This window comes from Mannheimia cairinae, from assembly GCF_028649535.1.
Lineage (GTDB): Bacteria > Pseudomonadota > Gammaproteobacteria > Enterobacterales > Pasteurellaceae > Mannheimia > Mannheimia cairinae.
Genome location: NZ_JAQSJE010000003.1, coordinates 74572 through 89489, shown reverse-complemented (window position 1 = coordinate 89489; position 14918 = coordinate 74572). Strand labels below are relative to the sequence as shown.

18 protein-coding genes are annotated in these 14918 nt (G+C 37.0%); 5 read left to right on the top strand and 13 right to left on the bottom strand.

Features of this window, described 5'->3' with window-relative positions; all coding sequences use genetic code 11:
- Both waaA and trhP read right to left on the bottom strand, forming a co-directional pair.
- A complete protein-coding gene (gene waaA / locus PTQ27_RS04135; RefSeq protein WP_273771111.1) occupies positions 1-1281 on the bottom strand; it encodes a lipid IV(A) 3-deoxy-D-manno-octulosonic acid transferase in 1281 nt (426 codons plus the stop codon).
- Between the two features lie 111 nt (positions 1282-1392).
- Positions 1393-2772 carry a prephenate-dependent tRNA uridine(34) hydroxylase TrhP gene (gene trhP / locus PTQ27_RS04130; RefSeq protein ID WP_273747947.1) on the bottom strand — a complete coding sequence of 460 codons (1380 nt, stop codon included), beginning with the start codon at positions 2770-2772 and terminating at the stop codon, positions 1393-1395.
- Positions 2773-2902: 130 nt separating this feature from the next.
- On the opposite strand from trhP, the gene PTQ27_RS04125 reads away from it, so the two are divergent.
- Positions 2903-3274: a cytochrome b562 gene (locus PTQ27_RS04125; RefSeq protein ID WP_273747948.1), complete on the top strand. Its 372-nt coding sequence runs from the start codon at positions 2903-2905 to the stop codon at positions 3272-3274.
- Between the two features lie 175 nt (positions 3275-3449).
- On the opposite strand, the gene frr is transcribed toward PTQ27_RS04125, so the two are convergent.
- Together frr and pyrH are read right to left on the bottom strand one after the other, a co-directional pair.
- Positions 3450-4007, bottom strand: a complete 558-nt coding sequence (frr, locus tag PTQ27_RS04120; RefSeq protein ID WP_273747949.1) for a ribosome recycling factor — start codon at positions 4005-4007, stop codon at positions 3450-3452.
- A gap of 35 nt (positions 4008-4042) precedes the next feature.
- Positions 4043-4759: a UMP kinase gene (pyrH, locus tag PTQ27_RS04115; protein WP_273747950.1), complete on the bottom strand. Its 717-nt coding sequence runs from the start codon at positions 4757-4759 to the stop codon at positions 4043-4045.
- Between the two features lie 92 nt (positions 4760-4851).
- Between pyrH and PTQ27_RS04110 the strand changes: the two genes are divergently transcribed.
- Together PTQ27_RS04110 and PTQ27_RS04105 are read left to right on the top strand one after the other, a co-directional pair.
- Positions 4852-6393 carry a phosphoethanolamine transferase gene (locus PTQ27_RS04110; protein WP_273747951.1) on the top strand — a complete coding sequence of 514 codons (1542 nt, stop codon included), beginning with the start codon at positions 4852-4854 and terminating at the stop codon, positions 6391-6393.
- 9 nt (positions 6394-6402) lie between these two features.
- Positions 6403-7206: a class I SAM-dependent methyltransferase gene (locus tag PTQ27_RS04105; protein ID WP_273747952.1), complete on the top strand. Its 804-nt coding sequence runs from the start codon at positions 6403-6405 to the stop codon at positions 7204-7206.
- 52 nt (positions 7207-7258) lie between these two features.
- Here PTQ27_RS04105 and PTQ27_RS04100 read toward each other — a convergent pair whose 3' ends face one another.
- Genes PTQ27_RS04100 through PTQ27_RS04085 form a run of 4 tightly spaced genes read right to left on the bottom strand, consistent with a single transcriptional unit; the run spans position 7259 to position 9412 of the window.
- Positions 7259-7483 (bottom strand): sulfurtransferase TusA family protein, encoded by a 225-nt coding sequence (locus tag PTQ27_RS04100; RefSeq protein WP_273747953.1) that lies wholly within the window; start codon positions 7481-7483, stop codon positions 7259-7261.
- A 52-nt stretch (positions 7484-7535) separates the two neighbouring features.
- Entirely contained in the window at positions 7536-8048 is a 513-nt protein-coding gene (locus tag PTQ27_RS04095) for a hemerythrin domain-containing protein (RefSeq protein WP_273747954.1), read from the bottom strand.
- A gap of 11 nt (positions 8049-8059) precedes the next feature.
- Positions 8060-9214 carry a tRNA guanosine(34) transglycosylase Tgt gene (tgt, locus tag PTQ27_RS04090; protein WP_273747955.1) on the bottom strand — a complete coding sequence of 385 codons (1155 nt, stop codon included), beginning with the start codon at positions 9212-9214 and terminating at the stop codon, positions 8060-8062.
- 57 nt (positions 9215-9271) lie between these two features.
- A complete protein-coding gene (locus PTQ27_RS04085) occupies positions 9272-9412 on the bottom strand; it encodes a hypothetical protein (RefSeq protein WP_273747956.1) in 141 nt (46 codons plus the stop codon).
- 94 nt (positions 9413-9506) lie between these two features.
- On the opposite strand from PTQ27_RS04085, the gene PTQ27_RS04080 reads away from it, so the two are divergent.
- Both PTQ27_RS04080 and cspD read left to right on the top strand, forming a co-directional pair.
- Positions 9507-10079, top strand: a complete 573-nt coding sequence (locus tag PTQ27_RS04080; RefSeq protein WP_273747957.1) for a YceB family lipoprotein — start codon at positions 9507-9509, stop codon at positions 10077-10079.
- A gap of 110 nt (positions 10080-10189) precedes the next feature.
- Positions 10190-10402 (top strand): cold shock domain-containing protein CspD, encoded by a 213-nt coding sequence (gene cspD / locus PTQ27_RS04075; protein ID WP_273747958.1) that lies wholly within the window; start codon positions 10190-10192, stop codon positions 10400-10402.
- A gap of 167 nt (positions 10403-10569) precedes the next feature.
- On the opposite strand, the gene PTQ27_RS04070 is transcribed toward cspD, so the two are convergent.
- From PTQ27_RS04070 to tolQ, 5 genes are all read right to left on the bottom strand, one after another.
- Positions 10570-11049 carry an OmpA family protein gene (locus PTQ27_RS04070; RefSeq protein WP_273747959.1) on the bottom strand — a complete coding sequence of 160 codons (480 nt, stop codon included), beginning with the start codon at positions 11047-11049 and terminating at the stop codon, positions 10570-10572.
- A 27-nt stretch (positions 11050-11076) separates the two neighbouring features.
- A complete protein-coding gene (gene tolB, locus PTQ27_RS04065) occupies positions 11077-12366 on the bottom strand; it encodes a Tol-Pal system beta propeller repeat protein TolB (RefSeq protein ID WP_273747960.1) in 1290 nt (429 codons plus the stop codon).
- A gap of 15 nt (positions 12367-12381) precedes the next feature.
- A complete protein-coding gene (tolA, locus tag PTQ27_RS04060; RefSeq protein ID WP_273747961.1) occupies positions 12382-13647 on the bottom strand; it encodes a cell envelope integrity protein TolA in 1266 nt (421 codons plus the stop codon).
- 17 nt (positions 13648-13664) lie between these two features.
- Positions 13665-14105 (bottom strand): colicin uptake protein TolR, encoded by a 441-nt coding sequence (gene tolR, locus PTQ27_RS04055; protein WP_273747962.1) that lies wholly within the window; start codon positions 14103-14105, stop codon positions 13665-13667.
- 127 nt (positions 14106-14232) lie between these two features.
- The gene (tolQ, locus tag PTQ27_RS04050) at positions 14233-14913 is read right to left on the bottom strand and encodes a protein TolQ (RefSeq protein WP_273747963.1); all 681 of its coding nucleotides are present in this window, start codon (positions 14911-14913) and stop codon (positions 14233-14235) included.
- Positions 14914-14918: the final 5 nt, after the last annotated feature.

Here is a 14918-nt window from a genome sequence, read left to right as displayed (position 1 = left end):
TTACTTCTCTAAATAGGCGGCTAATAGGTCAATATGACGTTTTAATGCACCTTGGTTTTCTTTTAATACTTCATACCCAGATTGTGCAATTTCTTGCCCAAGTTCTGGTTTTTCCAATAATAGACAAATACTTTCAGATAAAGATTCTAGAGTGCTTTCAATTTCAATCACGCCTTTTACTTCTCGTAATTTCGCAAAAATTTCAGGGAAATTATACGTAAATAAGCCGGAAATAACCGGAATATTAAAGGCGATTGGCTCCAATGGATTATGTCCGCCGTGTTTTACCAAGCTCCCCCCCACAAAAGCAATATTTGATACACCATATAGCAACATCATTTCGCCCATCGTATCACCTAACAACACCTGCGTATTTGAACTTAACGGCTGATTGGCAGAACGTTTTACATAATTTAAACCCGATTTTTCAATCAGCATTTTTACTAAATGAAAACGCTCAGGGTGACGAGGGACTAAGATCAGCAGCAAATCAGGGTACTTCTCTAATAATAGTTTATGTGTATCTAAAATTAGCTTTTCTTCGCCCTCGTGGGTGCTACCTGCAATCCAAACCTGCCTTTCCCCTAAATTTAAGCTTGATTTGGTTTCTAACACCGATTGATGAAGTTCTGGTGTAATTTCTAGGTCAAATTTAAGATTTCCCGTATTGACCATTTTTTCAGGATTATAGCCTAATGCTAAATAGCGATCCTTACTTACCTCATCTTGTGCCATAATCAGAGAAATTTGGTTCAACATTCCTTTAATACTATGCTTAACCCAACCGTAACGTTTTGCGGAACGAGGTGATAATCTAGCATTAGCAATAATAAATGGAATATTGCGTAAATTTACCTTTCGGATCAAGTTTGGCCATAATTCGGTTTCAATTACGATCATCAATTTAGGATCGATAAAATTCAAAAAACGTTCAACCGCATCAGGCAGATCGTAAGGTAAATAGAAGTGTGAAACTGAATTACCAAATGCCGCTTTAACTCTATCAGATCCTGTTGGTGTTACTGTCGTGATAATTAAAGGCAAATTAGGGTATTTTTTTATAATTTCTTTCACTAGCGGGGTTACTGCAATCACTTCACCAACAGAGGCTGCGTGAATGATTACTCCTTTAGCTTCTGGTTTATCTGATTGTTCATAAATACCATATCGCTCCCACAATCGCTTGCGATAAGCAGGCTGTTTACGGCCTTTATACCACATTAAAAATAGTACCAAAGGCTGCAATAAATAACTTAAACCAATATAGAGTAAACGTAGCATTTGCTTTCCTTACAGGCGGTTATATTTTCCAAAAATTTTGCAAGTTATTATACCTAAAACAAAGCCACGACTAACGTTAATTTCGTGGCTTTAATGAGTTTACCTCAAATATTACGCTTGGTGCGGATTGCGAGTATTAGTATTGACCAAATTACGCATAAGTAAGGCAAAATCTAGCTCAATATCCGCCGGCACATCTAAAAAGACAAAATGCCCATCGCCTAATGCCGCTTCCACATTTTCATTTTTGCGGTTGAGCATACGCTCAATTTTAAACACAATGTTACCTTTCGGTGTCATCATTTCGACTGAATCGCCAACTAAGAATTTATTCTTAACCGCCACTTCCGCCATTCCTTGCTCATTACGTTTGCCGGTAAATTCCCCCACAAACTGCTGACGTTCTGAAATAGAATAACCATATTCATAGTTTTGATATTCATCGTGAGTGTGGCGACGCAAGAAACCTTCGGTATAACCACGGTGTGCAAGGCTTTCAAGGGTATCGAATAATGACTCATCAAAAGGTTTACCGGCTGCGGCATCATCAATCGCTTTGCGGTAAACTTGTGCGGTTCTGGCACAATAATAGAAAGATTTTGTTCGCCCTTCAATTTTAAGGGAATGAACCCCCATTTGAGTTAAACGCTCAACGTGTTGCACTGCACGTAAATCTTTTGAGTTCATAAAATAAGTGCCGTGTTCGTCTTCAAAGGCAGTCATTTGCTCATCAGGACGTTGAGATTCCGTATAAAGGAAAACTTTATCTGTAGCCTCGCCCGTACCTAAGGTTGGTGCGACATTTTTCACTTCAATTTCAGGCTCATATTTCGGTACGATTTGACCGACTTCATCAACCTTGCCCTCTTCCATTTTATATTCCCAACGGCAAGCATTGGTGCAAGTGCCTTGGTTCGGATCTCGTTTATTGATATATCCCGAAAGCAAGCAACGCCCAGAATATGCCATACATAACGCACCGTGCACAAAAATTTCAAGCTCCATATCCGGTACTTGTTGGCGAATTTCTTCAATTTCTTCTAGTGATAATTCACGGGATAAAATCACACGGGTTAAGCCCATTTGGTGCCAGAATTTTACCGTTGCCCAGTTTACCGCATTCGCTTGCACGGAAAGGTGAATATCCATTTCTGGGAAATTTTCACGCACCAGCATAATTAAGCCAGGATCCGACATAATTAGGGCATCTGGCCCCATATCGACCACTACTTTTAAGTCTTTAATAAAGGTTTTTAATTTAGAATTGTGAGGGGCAATATTCACTACCACGTAGAATTTTTTGCCTAATGCGTGGGCTTCATCAATCGCAATTTTAAGGTTGGCGTGATTAAATTCATTATTACGCACACGCAAGCTATAGCGTGGTTGGCCTGCGTAAATCGCATCTGCTCCATAAGCAAAGGCATAACGCATATTTTTCAAAGAACCTGCAGGCGAGAGTAGCTCAGGTTTTGCATATTTTAATGTCATAGGTAATTCTCTTTCTGATAACAAGTCAGCACCTCCCAAAGTGGGAAGCGTAAGCGATATATTTTCTAAGAAATATTGCCTTATGGCAAGTTAATACATTAAAATCCTTTTTATTTTTATGTGGGGAATTATGAAACTTAAACTCTTTTTAACAACAGCATTATGTGCATTATCAACATTAACTGTGGCACAAAGCATTAAAATGGAAATGATGCAGATGAATATGCAAGCTAACAAATTAGTCCGTGCAAAAACCGCAGAAGAATTTCAACTTGCTTCGCAAGATTTTATTACGATTACCGAAAAAACAAAGGCTATATTACCTAATGGTGTAGAAGGCAATCAAAAAGCAACTGAAGATTACCAAGTAGGTATGCAAAAATTGATCGATATTGTTAAACAAGCCAATGAACAAGCACAAGCTGGTAATTTACAAGATGCGAAAATTGCAATTTCAGAGCTAGAAATATTAAAACGTGAATATCACAAAAAATATAAGTAATTAAGATTACCTGTAGAAGATTAAATCTGATCTTCTACAACTAATGTTGGACCTAAATTGTAAATTCAAGTCATAAAAAATCTGCACCTTAACTAGTTAGTTAGCCTAACGTTTAAGGTGCAGATTATTCAAGCTATATAGAGGAAAAATTCCTTTTTATATTTAAGCTTACAAATTAGAAGTCTAATAACTCTTTCTCTTTTGCAGCTAATACTTCATCAACTTTTTTAACAAAAGTGTCTGTAATTTTTTGAATATCTTCTTCAGCCTTGTGCTGCTCGTTTTCACTGATTTCTTTATCTTTTAATAAAGCTTTGATTTGATCATTTGCATCACGACGTACATTACGGATTGCAACTTTACCTTGCTCACCTTCTGCTTTTACAATTTTGATTAATTCACGACGACGCTCTTCTGTTAATGGTGGAAGTGGTACACGGATTGTCGTACCTGCAGATGATGGGTTTAAGCCTAAGTCTGAAGTTAAAATTGCTTTTTCTACTGCAGAAATGAGTGATTTATCAAATACATTCACTGCTAATGTACGAGCATCTTCAGCAACAACATTGGCCACTTGGCGTAATGGTGTAGCAGAACCATAATATTCAACTTGAATTGCATCTAATAAAGAAGGCTGTGCACGGCCTGTACGAATTTTAGCAATATGTCCTTTTAAAGCCTCTAGGCTTTTTTCCATACGCTCTTGTGTGTCTTTTTTGATTTCGTTGATCATTGATTTTTTATCCTTTAAAAACAGAGTAAGTAAAATTATTCAGTAATAGTTGTGCCTTCTTCAGTACCGAAGACTGCTTTACGTAATGCACCAGGTTTACCCATATTAAACACACGAATCGGCATACCGTGGTCACGTGCAAGGGTAAAAGCTGCTAAATCCATAACTTGTAATTCTTGGTCGATAACCTCAGCATAGGTTAATTTATTATAAAGTTTAGCATCTGGATATTTTGCAGGGTCTTTATCATAAACCCCATCAACTTTCGTAGCTTTTAATACAACATCAGCTTCAATTTCAATACCACGTAAACAAGCTGCTGAATCCGTTGTAAAGAATGGACTACCTGTTCCTGCTGAGAAGATAACTACACGTTTTTCACGTAACATCTTAATTGCTTCAGACCAATTATAAGTATCGCAAATACCATTAAGTTGGAAAGCTGACATTAATTTTGCATTTACATCTGCACGATGTAAAGCATCACGCATTGCTAAGCCGTTCATTACGGTTGCCAACATTCCCATATGGTCACCTACCACACGGTTCATTCCAGCTTTGGCAAGTTTTGCACCACGGAATAAGTTACCACCACCAAGTACAACACCAACCTCAACGCCTTCTTCAAGCAATTCTTTAATCTCTAACGCCATACGATCTAAAATTGATGGATCGATTCCAAAACCTTCACTACCTTGTAGTGCCTCTCCGCTTAACTTGAGAAGAATTCGTTTATAAATAGGATTACTCATTTTAATTGCCTCTTAATACTGTATGGACTAAAAACAAAATTACGCTATTATAGAACAATCCATCTCAACGATAAACTGAAAAATTTTAACTAATGAATGCTAAACAAATTTTCAGCATAATTACTGCTCTTTTTTTGGCAACAATTGCCAGTTATTTAATGCTTATTGGCTCAGGATTTTTCCCAACTCCTTCTTTTTTTGAGATCCTATTTGGTATTTTCCTCATTATAGCTCTCGCAAGTTCCAAATGGACTTATTATCTACTGCTACTACCAATTAGTATTGCTTACGCGCTTTATACACCTGTCGGATTAAATTTTGGGAAACCTACCTATGAATATATCGCTTCCATATTTGCGACAGATATGATGGAAAGCCGAGAATTTTTACAACAACTCCCTTTGCTGCATATTTTGGCAGGGGTAACTATCATACTAGCGGTTGTTTTTTATAAAAAAATTATCAATAGTTACCAAATCCATTTTTTAAAGAATAAAACCTTTGTTATTAGTGCTTTTGTATTAATGCTTCTCTCCCTCGCACCTTTTAAATTCTTTCAAGAATTTTATAGCGCTGGTGAAAAAGTGAAAAAGGAACTCGATGTACTAAATAATTTAACCCTTGAATCAAAGTGGGGAAAATCCTCTCTAAATGAAAATTCACGATATGATGATTACATCTTAATTATGGGTGAAAGTGCAAGAAAGGATTATCATCACGCTTATGGCTACCCGCTTCCCAATACACCATTTATGAGTTCTGCTAAAGGGACACTTATTGATGGTTTAACATCTGGTGGAACGAATACTATTGCTTCGTTACGCTTAATGCTCACAAAGCCTGATACAGAAAAATGGGAAGCAAACTATAGTCTAACCTTAATTGACTTAATAAAATCATCAGGTATAAAAACTTATTGGATCTCGAATCAAGGATATTTAGGAAATTTTGACACACCAATTTCCTCTATTGGTAATAAAAGCGACGTTAAAATCTTTACCAAAGCAGGGGATTCACTAAATTCCAATGTGAGCGATTTTGAACTTATTCCTCATTTTACAAAAGTAATTACAGAACCTGCCTCAGGAAAACGTTTTATCTTTTTGCATCTATATGGTTCACACCCAATTACTTGTGATCGTTTAAACGATTACCCCAAAATGTATGATGACAAAAAAGTACCAAAACGTTACTTTAATGTGAATTGCTATGTTTCATCTATCAAAAAAACCGATGAATTAATCAAACGTATTTATGAAATATTGCAGAAAAATCAGGAAAATAATCAGCGTTCATTTTCAATGATCTATTTATCTGATCACGGTTTATCGCACGAGATGTCAGAAGAAAATATCTTAATCCAAAATGGGAAAGATAGAAGTAAATTACATTATGATATCCCGCTATTTAAAATTTCAAGTGATGATACACAGCGTAAAGAATACAAAGCCTTTAAATCAGGTTTAAACTTTACTAATGGTATTGCAAATTGGATAGGAATTAGCAATCCACTGCTAAATAAAGAACTCGATTTATTTAGCAATCAAGCAGATAAAGATGATTATGGACTGAAAAAAATCATTGAAACACAATCTACTGTGGAAGATCCGGCTGTTGTTATCCCTATTAAATAAGGAGTAAAAATGAAGACAATTTATGACGTTCCTTTTACAGAACTATACCGTAATCATTTTAGCTTTTCTCAACGTAAGCCTAAAACGGCAAGCGAGTGGGATAGTAAAGCAGAAAAAATGCAAGCAACTGATTTTGATCGTAGTGATGATTATATTCAGGCTTTTATCTCTAAAATGGATTTAGTTGGCAATGAGAGTTTATTAGATGTCGGTTGCGGCGGAGGTGCCATTAGCCTTGCAGTTGCTGATAAAGTGAAGCAAATTTATGCACTGGATCACAGCCCTAAAATGCTCGAGCTTGTAAGAACACGTGCTAATTTGCAAAATATTCACAATATTCAACCGCTTGTTTTAGCTTGGGAAGATGATTGGAGCCAAGTGCCTGAAGTGGATATTTGTGTTTCTTCTCGCTCTTCAATGGTTCCTGATTTAGAACTTGCACTGGCCAAACTTAATGCTAAAGCGAAAAAAGCGGTTTATATGACAATGACAGTTGAAAAAGACTTTATTGTACGTGATGTGTTGCAATATATTGGGCGAGAAAGTGTCGGTTTTCCAAGCTATATTTATGCGGTAAATATTCTGCACCAACAGGGCTATCGAGTTAAAGTGGACTTTATTGAAACCAAATTTGCTAACCAGCCAGAAAGAAAATCTGATTTAGCAGATTTTATAAAAACAGTGCAATGGTCCATTGGGCAACTATCTGAGCAAGAAATTACCAAATTAACGGAATATTACCAACTACATCAAGGTAATATTTTTGCAAGAAACCCTGAAACGACTTGGGCTTTTTTAAGCTGGAGTAAATAAATTATTTTTACACTCAAAAAACAGCCCAAGATGGCATTCATTATTTATTTGGTTACTGGGCTAATAGTGTAAAAATAATCTTATTTTTAACCGCTTGCTCAATAATTTCAATCTGAAAATAATTTTCTTGAACGAGTAATTCGAAATCAGCAAGGCTACTCTGCTTATTAAGTAAAATTTCCAAGCTGTCGCCTTTTTTAAGATCGTCCATCGCTTTTTTAGCCATAAATAATGGTAACGGGCAGCAATAGCCTGTTAAATCTAAAGAATATTGCATAGTTTAAAATAAAGCGGGCGAATAATAATTCGCCCTAATAATGAAATAGAAATCAAAGCTTACGGCGTTCTGCCATTACTTTACCTATTTGAGATAATTTTTCTTGAGCTAAATGCTCACGTCCTAATTCAAATAGAGGTTCTTCAATCGCAATATGCACATCATAACCTGCCACAAAACGTTCAATCAGAGCACTATCTACATTTTCTCTTTTACCTGCTAGTAAATCCTCTAACTGTTGCGATAAATCATCCCAGTTTTTATGCAGATGTACGTGCTGCCGTTCAAGTTCATCAACATCATCTTGAGCCTGAGGCTGTACCTTAATTAATTCAGGGAAGAAATCATCTTCTTCATCTTCGTGATGAAGCGGTGCTGAAATATTAAAATAGTTTAAAATTTGTTGCACATCATTTATTACTGCTTGGTTTACCCCATTTTTCTCAAGGTAATCAGGCAAAATTTGTAATTGACGACAAAAACTTTTTACCTTGCTATGACAAGCATAAAGCATATCAATCGGTTCTGCCCAGCTTGCAAAGGTTTGTGGCTCAAGTTGTTGCATATTCTTCCCTCTTATTCTTGATGGCTAACTTCAGATTGTAATGGCGGCACTTCTTTACCAATACGTTGATAAAACTCTACTACAAAATCATCAAAACGATCATCTTCTATTGCCTGGCGAATTTCAGCCATTAAGCGTTGATAGTAACGAAGGTTGTGAATTGTATTCAAACGAGCCCCTAAAATCTCACCGCACTTATCTAAATGATATAGGTAGGCTTTGGTGTAATTTTTACAAGTATAGCAATCGCATTCTGGATCAAGTGGTGCGGTGTCATTACGATATTTTGCATTACGGATTTTCACAATGCCATTGGTTACAAACAAATGGCCATTACGCGCATTACGGGTTGGCATTACACAGTCGAACATATCAATACCACGACGAACACCTTCCACTAAATCTTCTGGCTTACCTACTCCCATTAAGTAACGAGGCTTATCCGCCGGAATTTGCGGGCAAACATATTCTAAAATGCGATGCATATCTTCTTTAGGTTCACCTACTGCCAAACCGCCAACCGCATAGCCATCGAAGCCTATCTCGACTAATTTCTCAACCGAAACCTTACGTAATTCTTCATAAACACCACCTTGAATAATGCCGAATAACGCATTTGGGTTTTCTAGTTCATCAAAACGATCACGACTACGTTTTGCCCAACGTAGTGACATTTCCATTGATTTTTTTGCATAATCGAAGGTTGCTGGGTATGGCGTACATTCATCAAAAATCATCACAATGTCTGATCCAAGATCATATTGAATTTCCATTGATTTTTCAGGCGAAAGGAAAATTCTCTCCCCACTAATCGGGTTTTGGAAAGTTACTCCTTCCTCTTTAATTTTACGCAATTTACCTAAACTAAAAACTTGGAAACCTCCTGAGTCCGTTAAAATAGGACCGTGCCATTGCATAAAATCGTGCAAATCGCCGTGCATTTTCATAATTTCCTGCCCAGGACGGAGCCAAAGGTGGAATGTATTCCCTAATAGAATCTGTGCCCCTGTTGCAGCAACTTCTTCAGGAGTCATACCTTTTACAGTGCCGTATGTACCAACCGGCATAAATGCAGGTGTTTCAACGTGAAACTCGCCTTTAGGGCGATTAAAAGTTAAACGCCCACGACGAGCGTTACCATTTGTTTTTTTTAATTCGTACTTCATTTTATCCACAAATAAACAGTTCGTGAAAGCGGTCAAAAACCACTAAAATTTTACAAATTAGAATCTAAAGCCAGTACCTACACCTAACCCGATTCCAACACCATTTGAGCCGCCTCCGGCTCCAATGCTTCCGCCAACGCCCGTTGAAGAGCAAGCAACTAGCATCAAAATGCTTACGCATAGTAAGAATTTTTTCATTTTTTTCTGTCCTAAAATAGAAAGAGGTACTATTATACCTCAGGAACTATTTTAACCTGTTTAAGCCATTAAACCTAATTTAAAAGAGTAAATTATGAGAATTTTACGAAAATTAAGTATTCTAGTGATTTCTTTTGGAGCAATTCTATCTAGTAATGCGAGCTTACTTAGTATCAGTGAAGCAGAGATAAACGATTATCTTGCAACAAAATTAAATGAAAAAGTACCTTTACAAGATAAAATCGGAATCCCTAATCTATTTGAATTAAATTACAACCTACACTCGCTAAAGACTCAGATTGGTCGAACAGATGAGAAAAAAGTTGCTATTTCAGGTATTGTCGATGGCATCTTAAAAATCAGAGGAAAAAAATATAATGCAACAATTACGCTCGATATGGATACAGTTCCTTACTATGATGCAGAAAAAGGTGCATTATTCTTAAAAGATGTGCGACTATTAAGTTGGTCTGCTCAGCCAAATAAATACCAAAACGAACTACAAATGTTTCTCCCAATGCTTGCCGAGGGATTAAGTTATTTCTTAAATAATACCCCAATCTATACTCTAGATGATAATAAAATGCGAGAGGCAATGGTTAAAAAATTTGGAAAATCTATCCTTATTGAAGAAGGCATTATCAAATTAGAAACTTCCATCTTCTAAACACGAAAAATTTTGTGATCTTTGTCTAGTTTTCGAACTTTATTCATTGTAGTTTCAACTATTTTATTTACAATTCAAACTATTGAATTTAACTATATTGGAGAAACACTATGGATATTGGTATTGTTAAATGGTTTAACAATGTAAAAGGATTTGGTTTTATTACCTCTGAAGCTTGCGAAGGCGATATTTTTGCTCATTTTTCAGAAATTAAAACAGAAGGTTACCGTTCTTTAAAAGTCGGACAAAAAGTACAGTTTGAATTAGTGCAAGGTGAACGTGGAGCATCTGCTACTAATATCGTTCCAGTAGATGAAAAGTAAAAGAATAAAAAGAAATTAAACATCGGCCTAATATAGTTGGTAATTAATTCTAACAATTACCAACTTTTTTATTGCCCGTTGAAAATAGATATAAAAATACGCCTTAAATATCAAGTATAAACCAATATTTAAGGCGTAATTAATTATAAGCTATGTAGATTACTTAATTAGTATTCTAATACCGCACGACGGTTTTTCGCATAGTCAGCTTCTGTGTGACCTAATACTGCTGGTTTTTCTTCACCGTAAGATACTGTTGAAGTGTTGTTAGCACCTTTAGCTGCTAAGTAACCTTTAACTGCATCTGCACGACGTTGTCCTAATGCGATGTTGTACTCTGGAGTACCACGCTCATCAGCGTGACCAGCGATAGTTACATTGCCTTGAGTTTGAGCTAATAATTGAGCGTGAGCGTCTAATAATTGACGGTATTCACCTTCAACTGCATAGCTATCGAAACCGAAGTATACTGTGTTGTATTGTGCTTTTAATTGTTCAGCTGTTAAACCACCGAATTCGCCTGCTGCATTTGCTGCTGCGTTTGCATTTGCACTTGCATTTGCTGCTTCATTATCTGATGAACTACTACATGCTGCTAATGCGAAAGCTGGTACTGCTACCATTAAAACTTTAGCAAATTTTTTCATTTGTTGCTCCTAATAGAGAAATATTTATTATTTAATCAAATATGGTGACCACGCAGGGAATTTGTAATGCCCACCTGCTCCCGGCAAATTAGCTTTAAAACGGCCATCTGCTGACACCAACTGTAGCACTTTGCTCGTACCTTTAGTAGAGCTATAGATAACCATAATGCCATTTGGAGAAATACTTGGACTTTCGTCTAAGAAAGTTGAACTCAAAACTTCTGTGCTACCTGAAGCGAGATCGCGTTTCACAACTTTATCACCTGCAATCATGATTAAATTCTTACCATCAGAGGAGACTTTAGCGTTATAGCTACCACGTCCTCCCATAGGGGTTACACCACCGCCTGATGAACTCATTCTGTAAACTTGCGGAGAACCTGCACGGTCAGAAGTAAAGTATATTGTACTTCCATCTGGAGACCAACTTGGTTCGGTATTATTACCCGCATTTGCTGTTAATTTATTTGGTGTGCCACCATTACTTCCAACAACATAAATATTTAATTCACCATCTTGGTTAGACGCAAATGCAATACGTGAACCATCAGGAGAGAAAGCAGGTGCACCATTATGACCTCGTAATGCAGCAACTACATTGCGAGCCCCTGAACGCAAATCTTGCACAACAATTTGTGCTCTTTTATTTTCAAATGTTACGTAAGCTAATTTTTCACCATTAGGCGACCATTCTGGAGACATTAGCGGCTCTTTACTTCTAGTTACAGTAAAGGCATTAAAACCATCATAATCAGATACTCTTAATTCATATGATGATACACCACGTTGTACAACATAGGCAATTTTTGTTCTAAAAGCCCCCTTAATTTGTGTCAATTTCTCAAATACTTGATCACTAACAGTGTGTGCACCTTGACGAATTTGAGCTGCTGGAACAATAAATGCTCCTTGCTCAATTACCCCACCAGCTGTACCTGAAACCCCTAAAGTATCAATTAATTGATAAGCAACATTATAGCCACCATTTGCTGGGCTTACTTGCCCAACAACAATATTATCAATCCCAATAGCACTCCATTGGTCAGCAACAACTTCTGCAGCCGAACCTGGCTGTGCAGGCATTCTTGAACGTTCAAGCGGTGTAAATTTACCACTATTTCGCAAATCGTCAGAAATAATCTGTGCAATATCAGCTGGCACATTACCATTTACTTTAAATGGTACAACCGCTATGGGTTGAGCCATACTAACACCTTCATCAATCGAAATTCGAACATCTGAATCTGCAAACACTGATGTAGAAATGAATGCAGATATAAGACTTATTACACCCGATATACGAGAGAATAACTTCATTTTTAACCCTCTAAATTATTTAATTTTTAAACTAAAATCAAGCGTTGGTGATTTAAACATATTGTAAACTGCATCTGAAGGTGCAGCTGGTACTTTTCTAGTTGCCACAATAGCACTAACTGCCGCATCACAAACTGCTTTATCACCTTTAATAACCTGATAATTAGTAATTGTACCATCTCGGCTTAAGAAAATCTTAACATCACATTGCTTCCCAGCAAAACTAGGATCGACCCGATATTTCGATTGAATTAATCTCTTAATTCGTTGCCCATATGCATTACCATCAACATTGGCTCCTTGCCCAAGCCCAGTTCTACCACCACTACCTTGTGAGCCTGATGAGTTTTTATTACCCCCCCTGCTGGAACCTCCGCCAACATCACCTCCACTTAAGAAATCATCAAGTGCTTGATTATTTCTTGCTTGAGCTGCTTTGGCAGCATCGGCTTTAGCTTTTGCTTCAGCAGCTGCTTTAGCTTTGGCTTCTGCTGCAGCCTTGGCTTTAGCTTCTCTCTCAGCCTTTTCTTTCGCTTCTTTTTCGGCTTTTAACTTAGCTTCCCTTTCCGCTTTAGCTTTGGCTTCTCGTTCTGCTTTTTGCTTAGCTTCTCGTTCTGCTTTTTCTTTAGCTTCTTGCTCAGCCTTTAATTTCGCCTCTTTTTCTGCTTGTTTTTGTTGTTCAAGTCGTTTTTGCTGCTCAGCTTTTTTCTGAGCTTCCTTAGCTTTCTTCTCTTCTTCAGCCTGTTTGGCTGCAGCCTCTAAACGCTTAGCTTCTGCCTCAGCTTTCAATCTTGCTGCTTCTGCTGCTTTTTTACGAGTAGCTTCTTCTGCTTGTTGCTTTTTCAACTCTTCTTGCTTAGCTTGTTCTTGCTTTTGCAACGCTAGTAGCTTTTGCTGCTCTATTTCTTGTTGCCGTTGTTGTTCTTGAATTGCTGCAAGCTCAGCTTGTTTTTGCTCTTGGATTTCTTCTGGTGTTGGCTTAGCCTCCTCCACTTTTTCAACAGTTTCTTCTTTTAAAGGTTTTTCCTTTGATTCCACTGTTGCTGGTTTTAGTGCTTGAGAACCTCTTTTCTCGGCGATTAATTGCCCATACTCAGCGGCCACCTGCCCCGTATCCACCATAACAGCCTCGAAGCTGTCACTATCTCCGCCACTACCACCTGCAGATGCTAGATTAGTTTTTGTGAAAAGAGACCCAAGCAATAACAATCCAATTAGCAATATATGCAATAAGATTGAAATAATAACTGCAAGCTCTAGTCTATCTTGTTGAGATTTCACACGTTATCCTTGGCTTATTATTTACCTTCAGTCATTAAACCAACCGATTTAACACCCGCTTCTTTAAGTAATGTGATACCTTTCATAATTTCTTCATAAGGTACAACTTTGTCGCCAGCAACTAAAAATAAAGTATTATTATCTTTTTGAAATTGCTCGCTAGCATAGGCTATTACTTCTGCTTCTGCCAAATTAGCTTGTTCATTACTTTGTATATAATTACCATCAATTTTTAATTTATATTCGCCAATTCCTGCAACTTCTAAGATAACTGGGGTTTTATCTTCATTTGAAACGGATTGGCTATGTGAATCTTCTGGTAAATTAACCTCCACACTTTGACTAATAATTGGAGCTGTTGCCATAAAAATAAGCAACAACACCAACAAAACATCTAAGAATGGTACGATATTAATTTCAGATTTAATGTCATTACGTTTTACACGACGAGAAGACATACATTCCTCTTCTAAAGTGCTAATGCACTGATTATTTATTTCTTTGGTGTAAAGACACCTCATCACAAGCGGTTAAATCTTGCAAAAGAATTGCAAAAATTCATTAGAATTTAACTGCTTATATCAATTACTTTTTAGAAAAAACCTGGCGATGTAATAAAGTAGTAAATTCATCAATAAAGTTTACATACCCTTGCTCAACTTTTCCTAGACGTAAATTCAAACGGTTATATGCCATAACAGCCGGAATTGCCGCAAATAAGCCGATTGCTGTTGCAATAAGTGCTTCAGCAATACCTGGTGCAACAGATTGTAATGTTGCTTGTTTTACTGCACTTAATCCCATAAATGAATGCATAATCCCCCAAACTGTACCAAATAGGCCAATATAAGGGCTAATTGATCCAACTGTTCCTAAAAAAGGAATGTAATTTTCCAGCTCTTCCATTTCACGATTTAATGCTAAATTCATTGCACGAGTTGAGCCTTGAATAATTGATTCTGGAGCTTCAGGATTCGCCTGTTGTAAGCGTGTAAACTCTTTAAACCCTACATAGAAGATCTGCTCAGAGCCACTTAAAGCATCACGGCGATTTTCCAATCCTTGATGTAGGCGATTTAAATCTTCGCCAGACCAAAAGCGATCTTCAAATGCTAATGAATCTTTCTTTGCTTTTGCTAACACCTTGCTACGTTGAATAATCACTGCCCACGATAAAATTGAAAATACTACAAGGATCAACATCACGATCTTTACAACAATACTTGCTTCCAAAAATAACGAAAGAAGACTAAATTCAGTACCCATTACTA

Coding starts and splice junctions, on each gene's coding strand:
- tolR (WP_273747962.1), bottom strand. CDS start 14,105: ATGTCTTCTCGTCGTGTAAAACGTAATGACATTAAATCTGAAATTAAT.
- frr (WP_273747949.1), bottom strand. CDS start 4,007: ATGATCAACGAAATCAAAAAAGACACACAAGAGCGTATGGAAAAAAGC.
- cspD (WP_273747958.1), top strand. CDS start 10,190: ATGGATATTGGTATTGTTAAATGGTTTAACAATGTAAAAGGATTTGGT.
- PTQ27_RS04080 (WP_273747957.1), top strand. CDS start 9,507: ATGAGAATTTTACGAAAATTAAGTATTCTAGTGATTTCTTTTGGAGCA.
- tolB (WP_273747960.1), bottom strand. CDS start 12,366: ATGAAGTTATTCTCTCGTATATCGGGTGTAATAAGTCTTATATCTGCA.
- trhP (WP_273747947.1), bottom strand. CDS start 2,772: ATGACATTAAAATATGCAAAACCTGAGCTACTCTCGCCTGCAGGTTCT.
- PTQ27_RS04100 (WP_273747953.1), bottom strand. CDS start 7,483: ATGCAATATTCTTTAGATTTAACAGGCTATTGCTGCCCGTTACCATTA.
- tolQ (WP_273747963.1), bottom strand. CDS start 14,913: ATGGGTACTGAATTTAGTCTTCTTTCGTTATTTTTGGAAGCAAGTATT.
- PTQ27_RS04070 (WP_273747959.1), bottom strand. CDS start 11,049: ATGAAAAAATTTGCTAAAGTTTTAATGGTAGCAGTACCAGCTTTCGCA.
- PTQ27_RS04105 (WP_273747952.1), top strand. CDS start 6,403: ATGAAGACAATTTATGACGTTCCTTTTACAGAACTATACCGTAATCAT.
- PTQ27_RS04125 (WP_273747948.1), top strand. CDS start 2,903: ATGAAACTTAAACTCTTTTTAACAACAGCATTATGTGCATTATCAACA.
- PTQ27_RS04085 (WP_273747956.1), bottom strand. CDS start 9,412: ATGAAAAAATTCTTACTATGCGTAAGCATTTTGATGCTAGTTGCTTGC.
- PTQ27_RS04110 (WP_273747951.1), top strand. CDS start 4,852: ATGAATGCTAAACAAATTTTCAGCATAATTACTGCTCTTTTTTTGGCA.
- PTQ27_RS04095 (WP_273747954.1), bottom strand. CDS start 8,048: ATGCAACAACTTGAGCCACAAACCTTTGCAAGCTGGGCAGAACCGATT.
- tgt (WP_273747955.1), bottom strand. CDS start 9,214: ATGAAGTACGAATTAAAAAAAACAAATGGTAACGCTCGTCGTGGGCGT.
- pyrH (WP_273747950.1), bottom strand. CDS start 4,759: ATGAGTAATCCTATTTATAAACGAATTCTTCTCAAGTTAAGCGGAGAG.
- waaA (WP_273771111.1), bottom strand. CDS start 1,281: ATGCTACGTTTACTCTATATTGGTTTAAGTTATTTATTGCAGCCTTTG.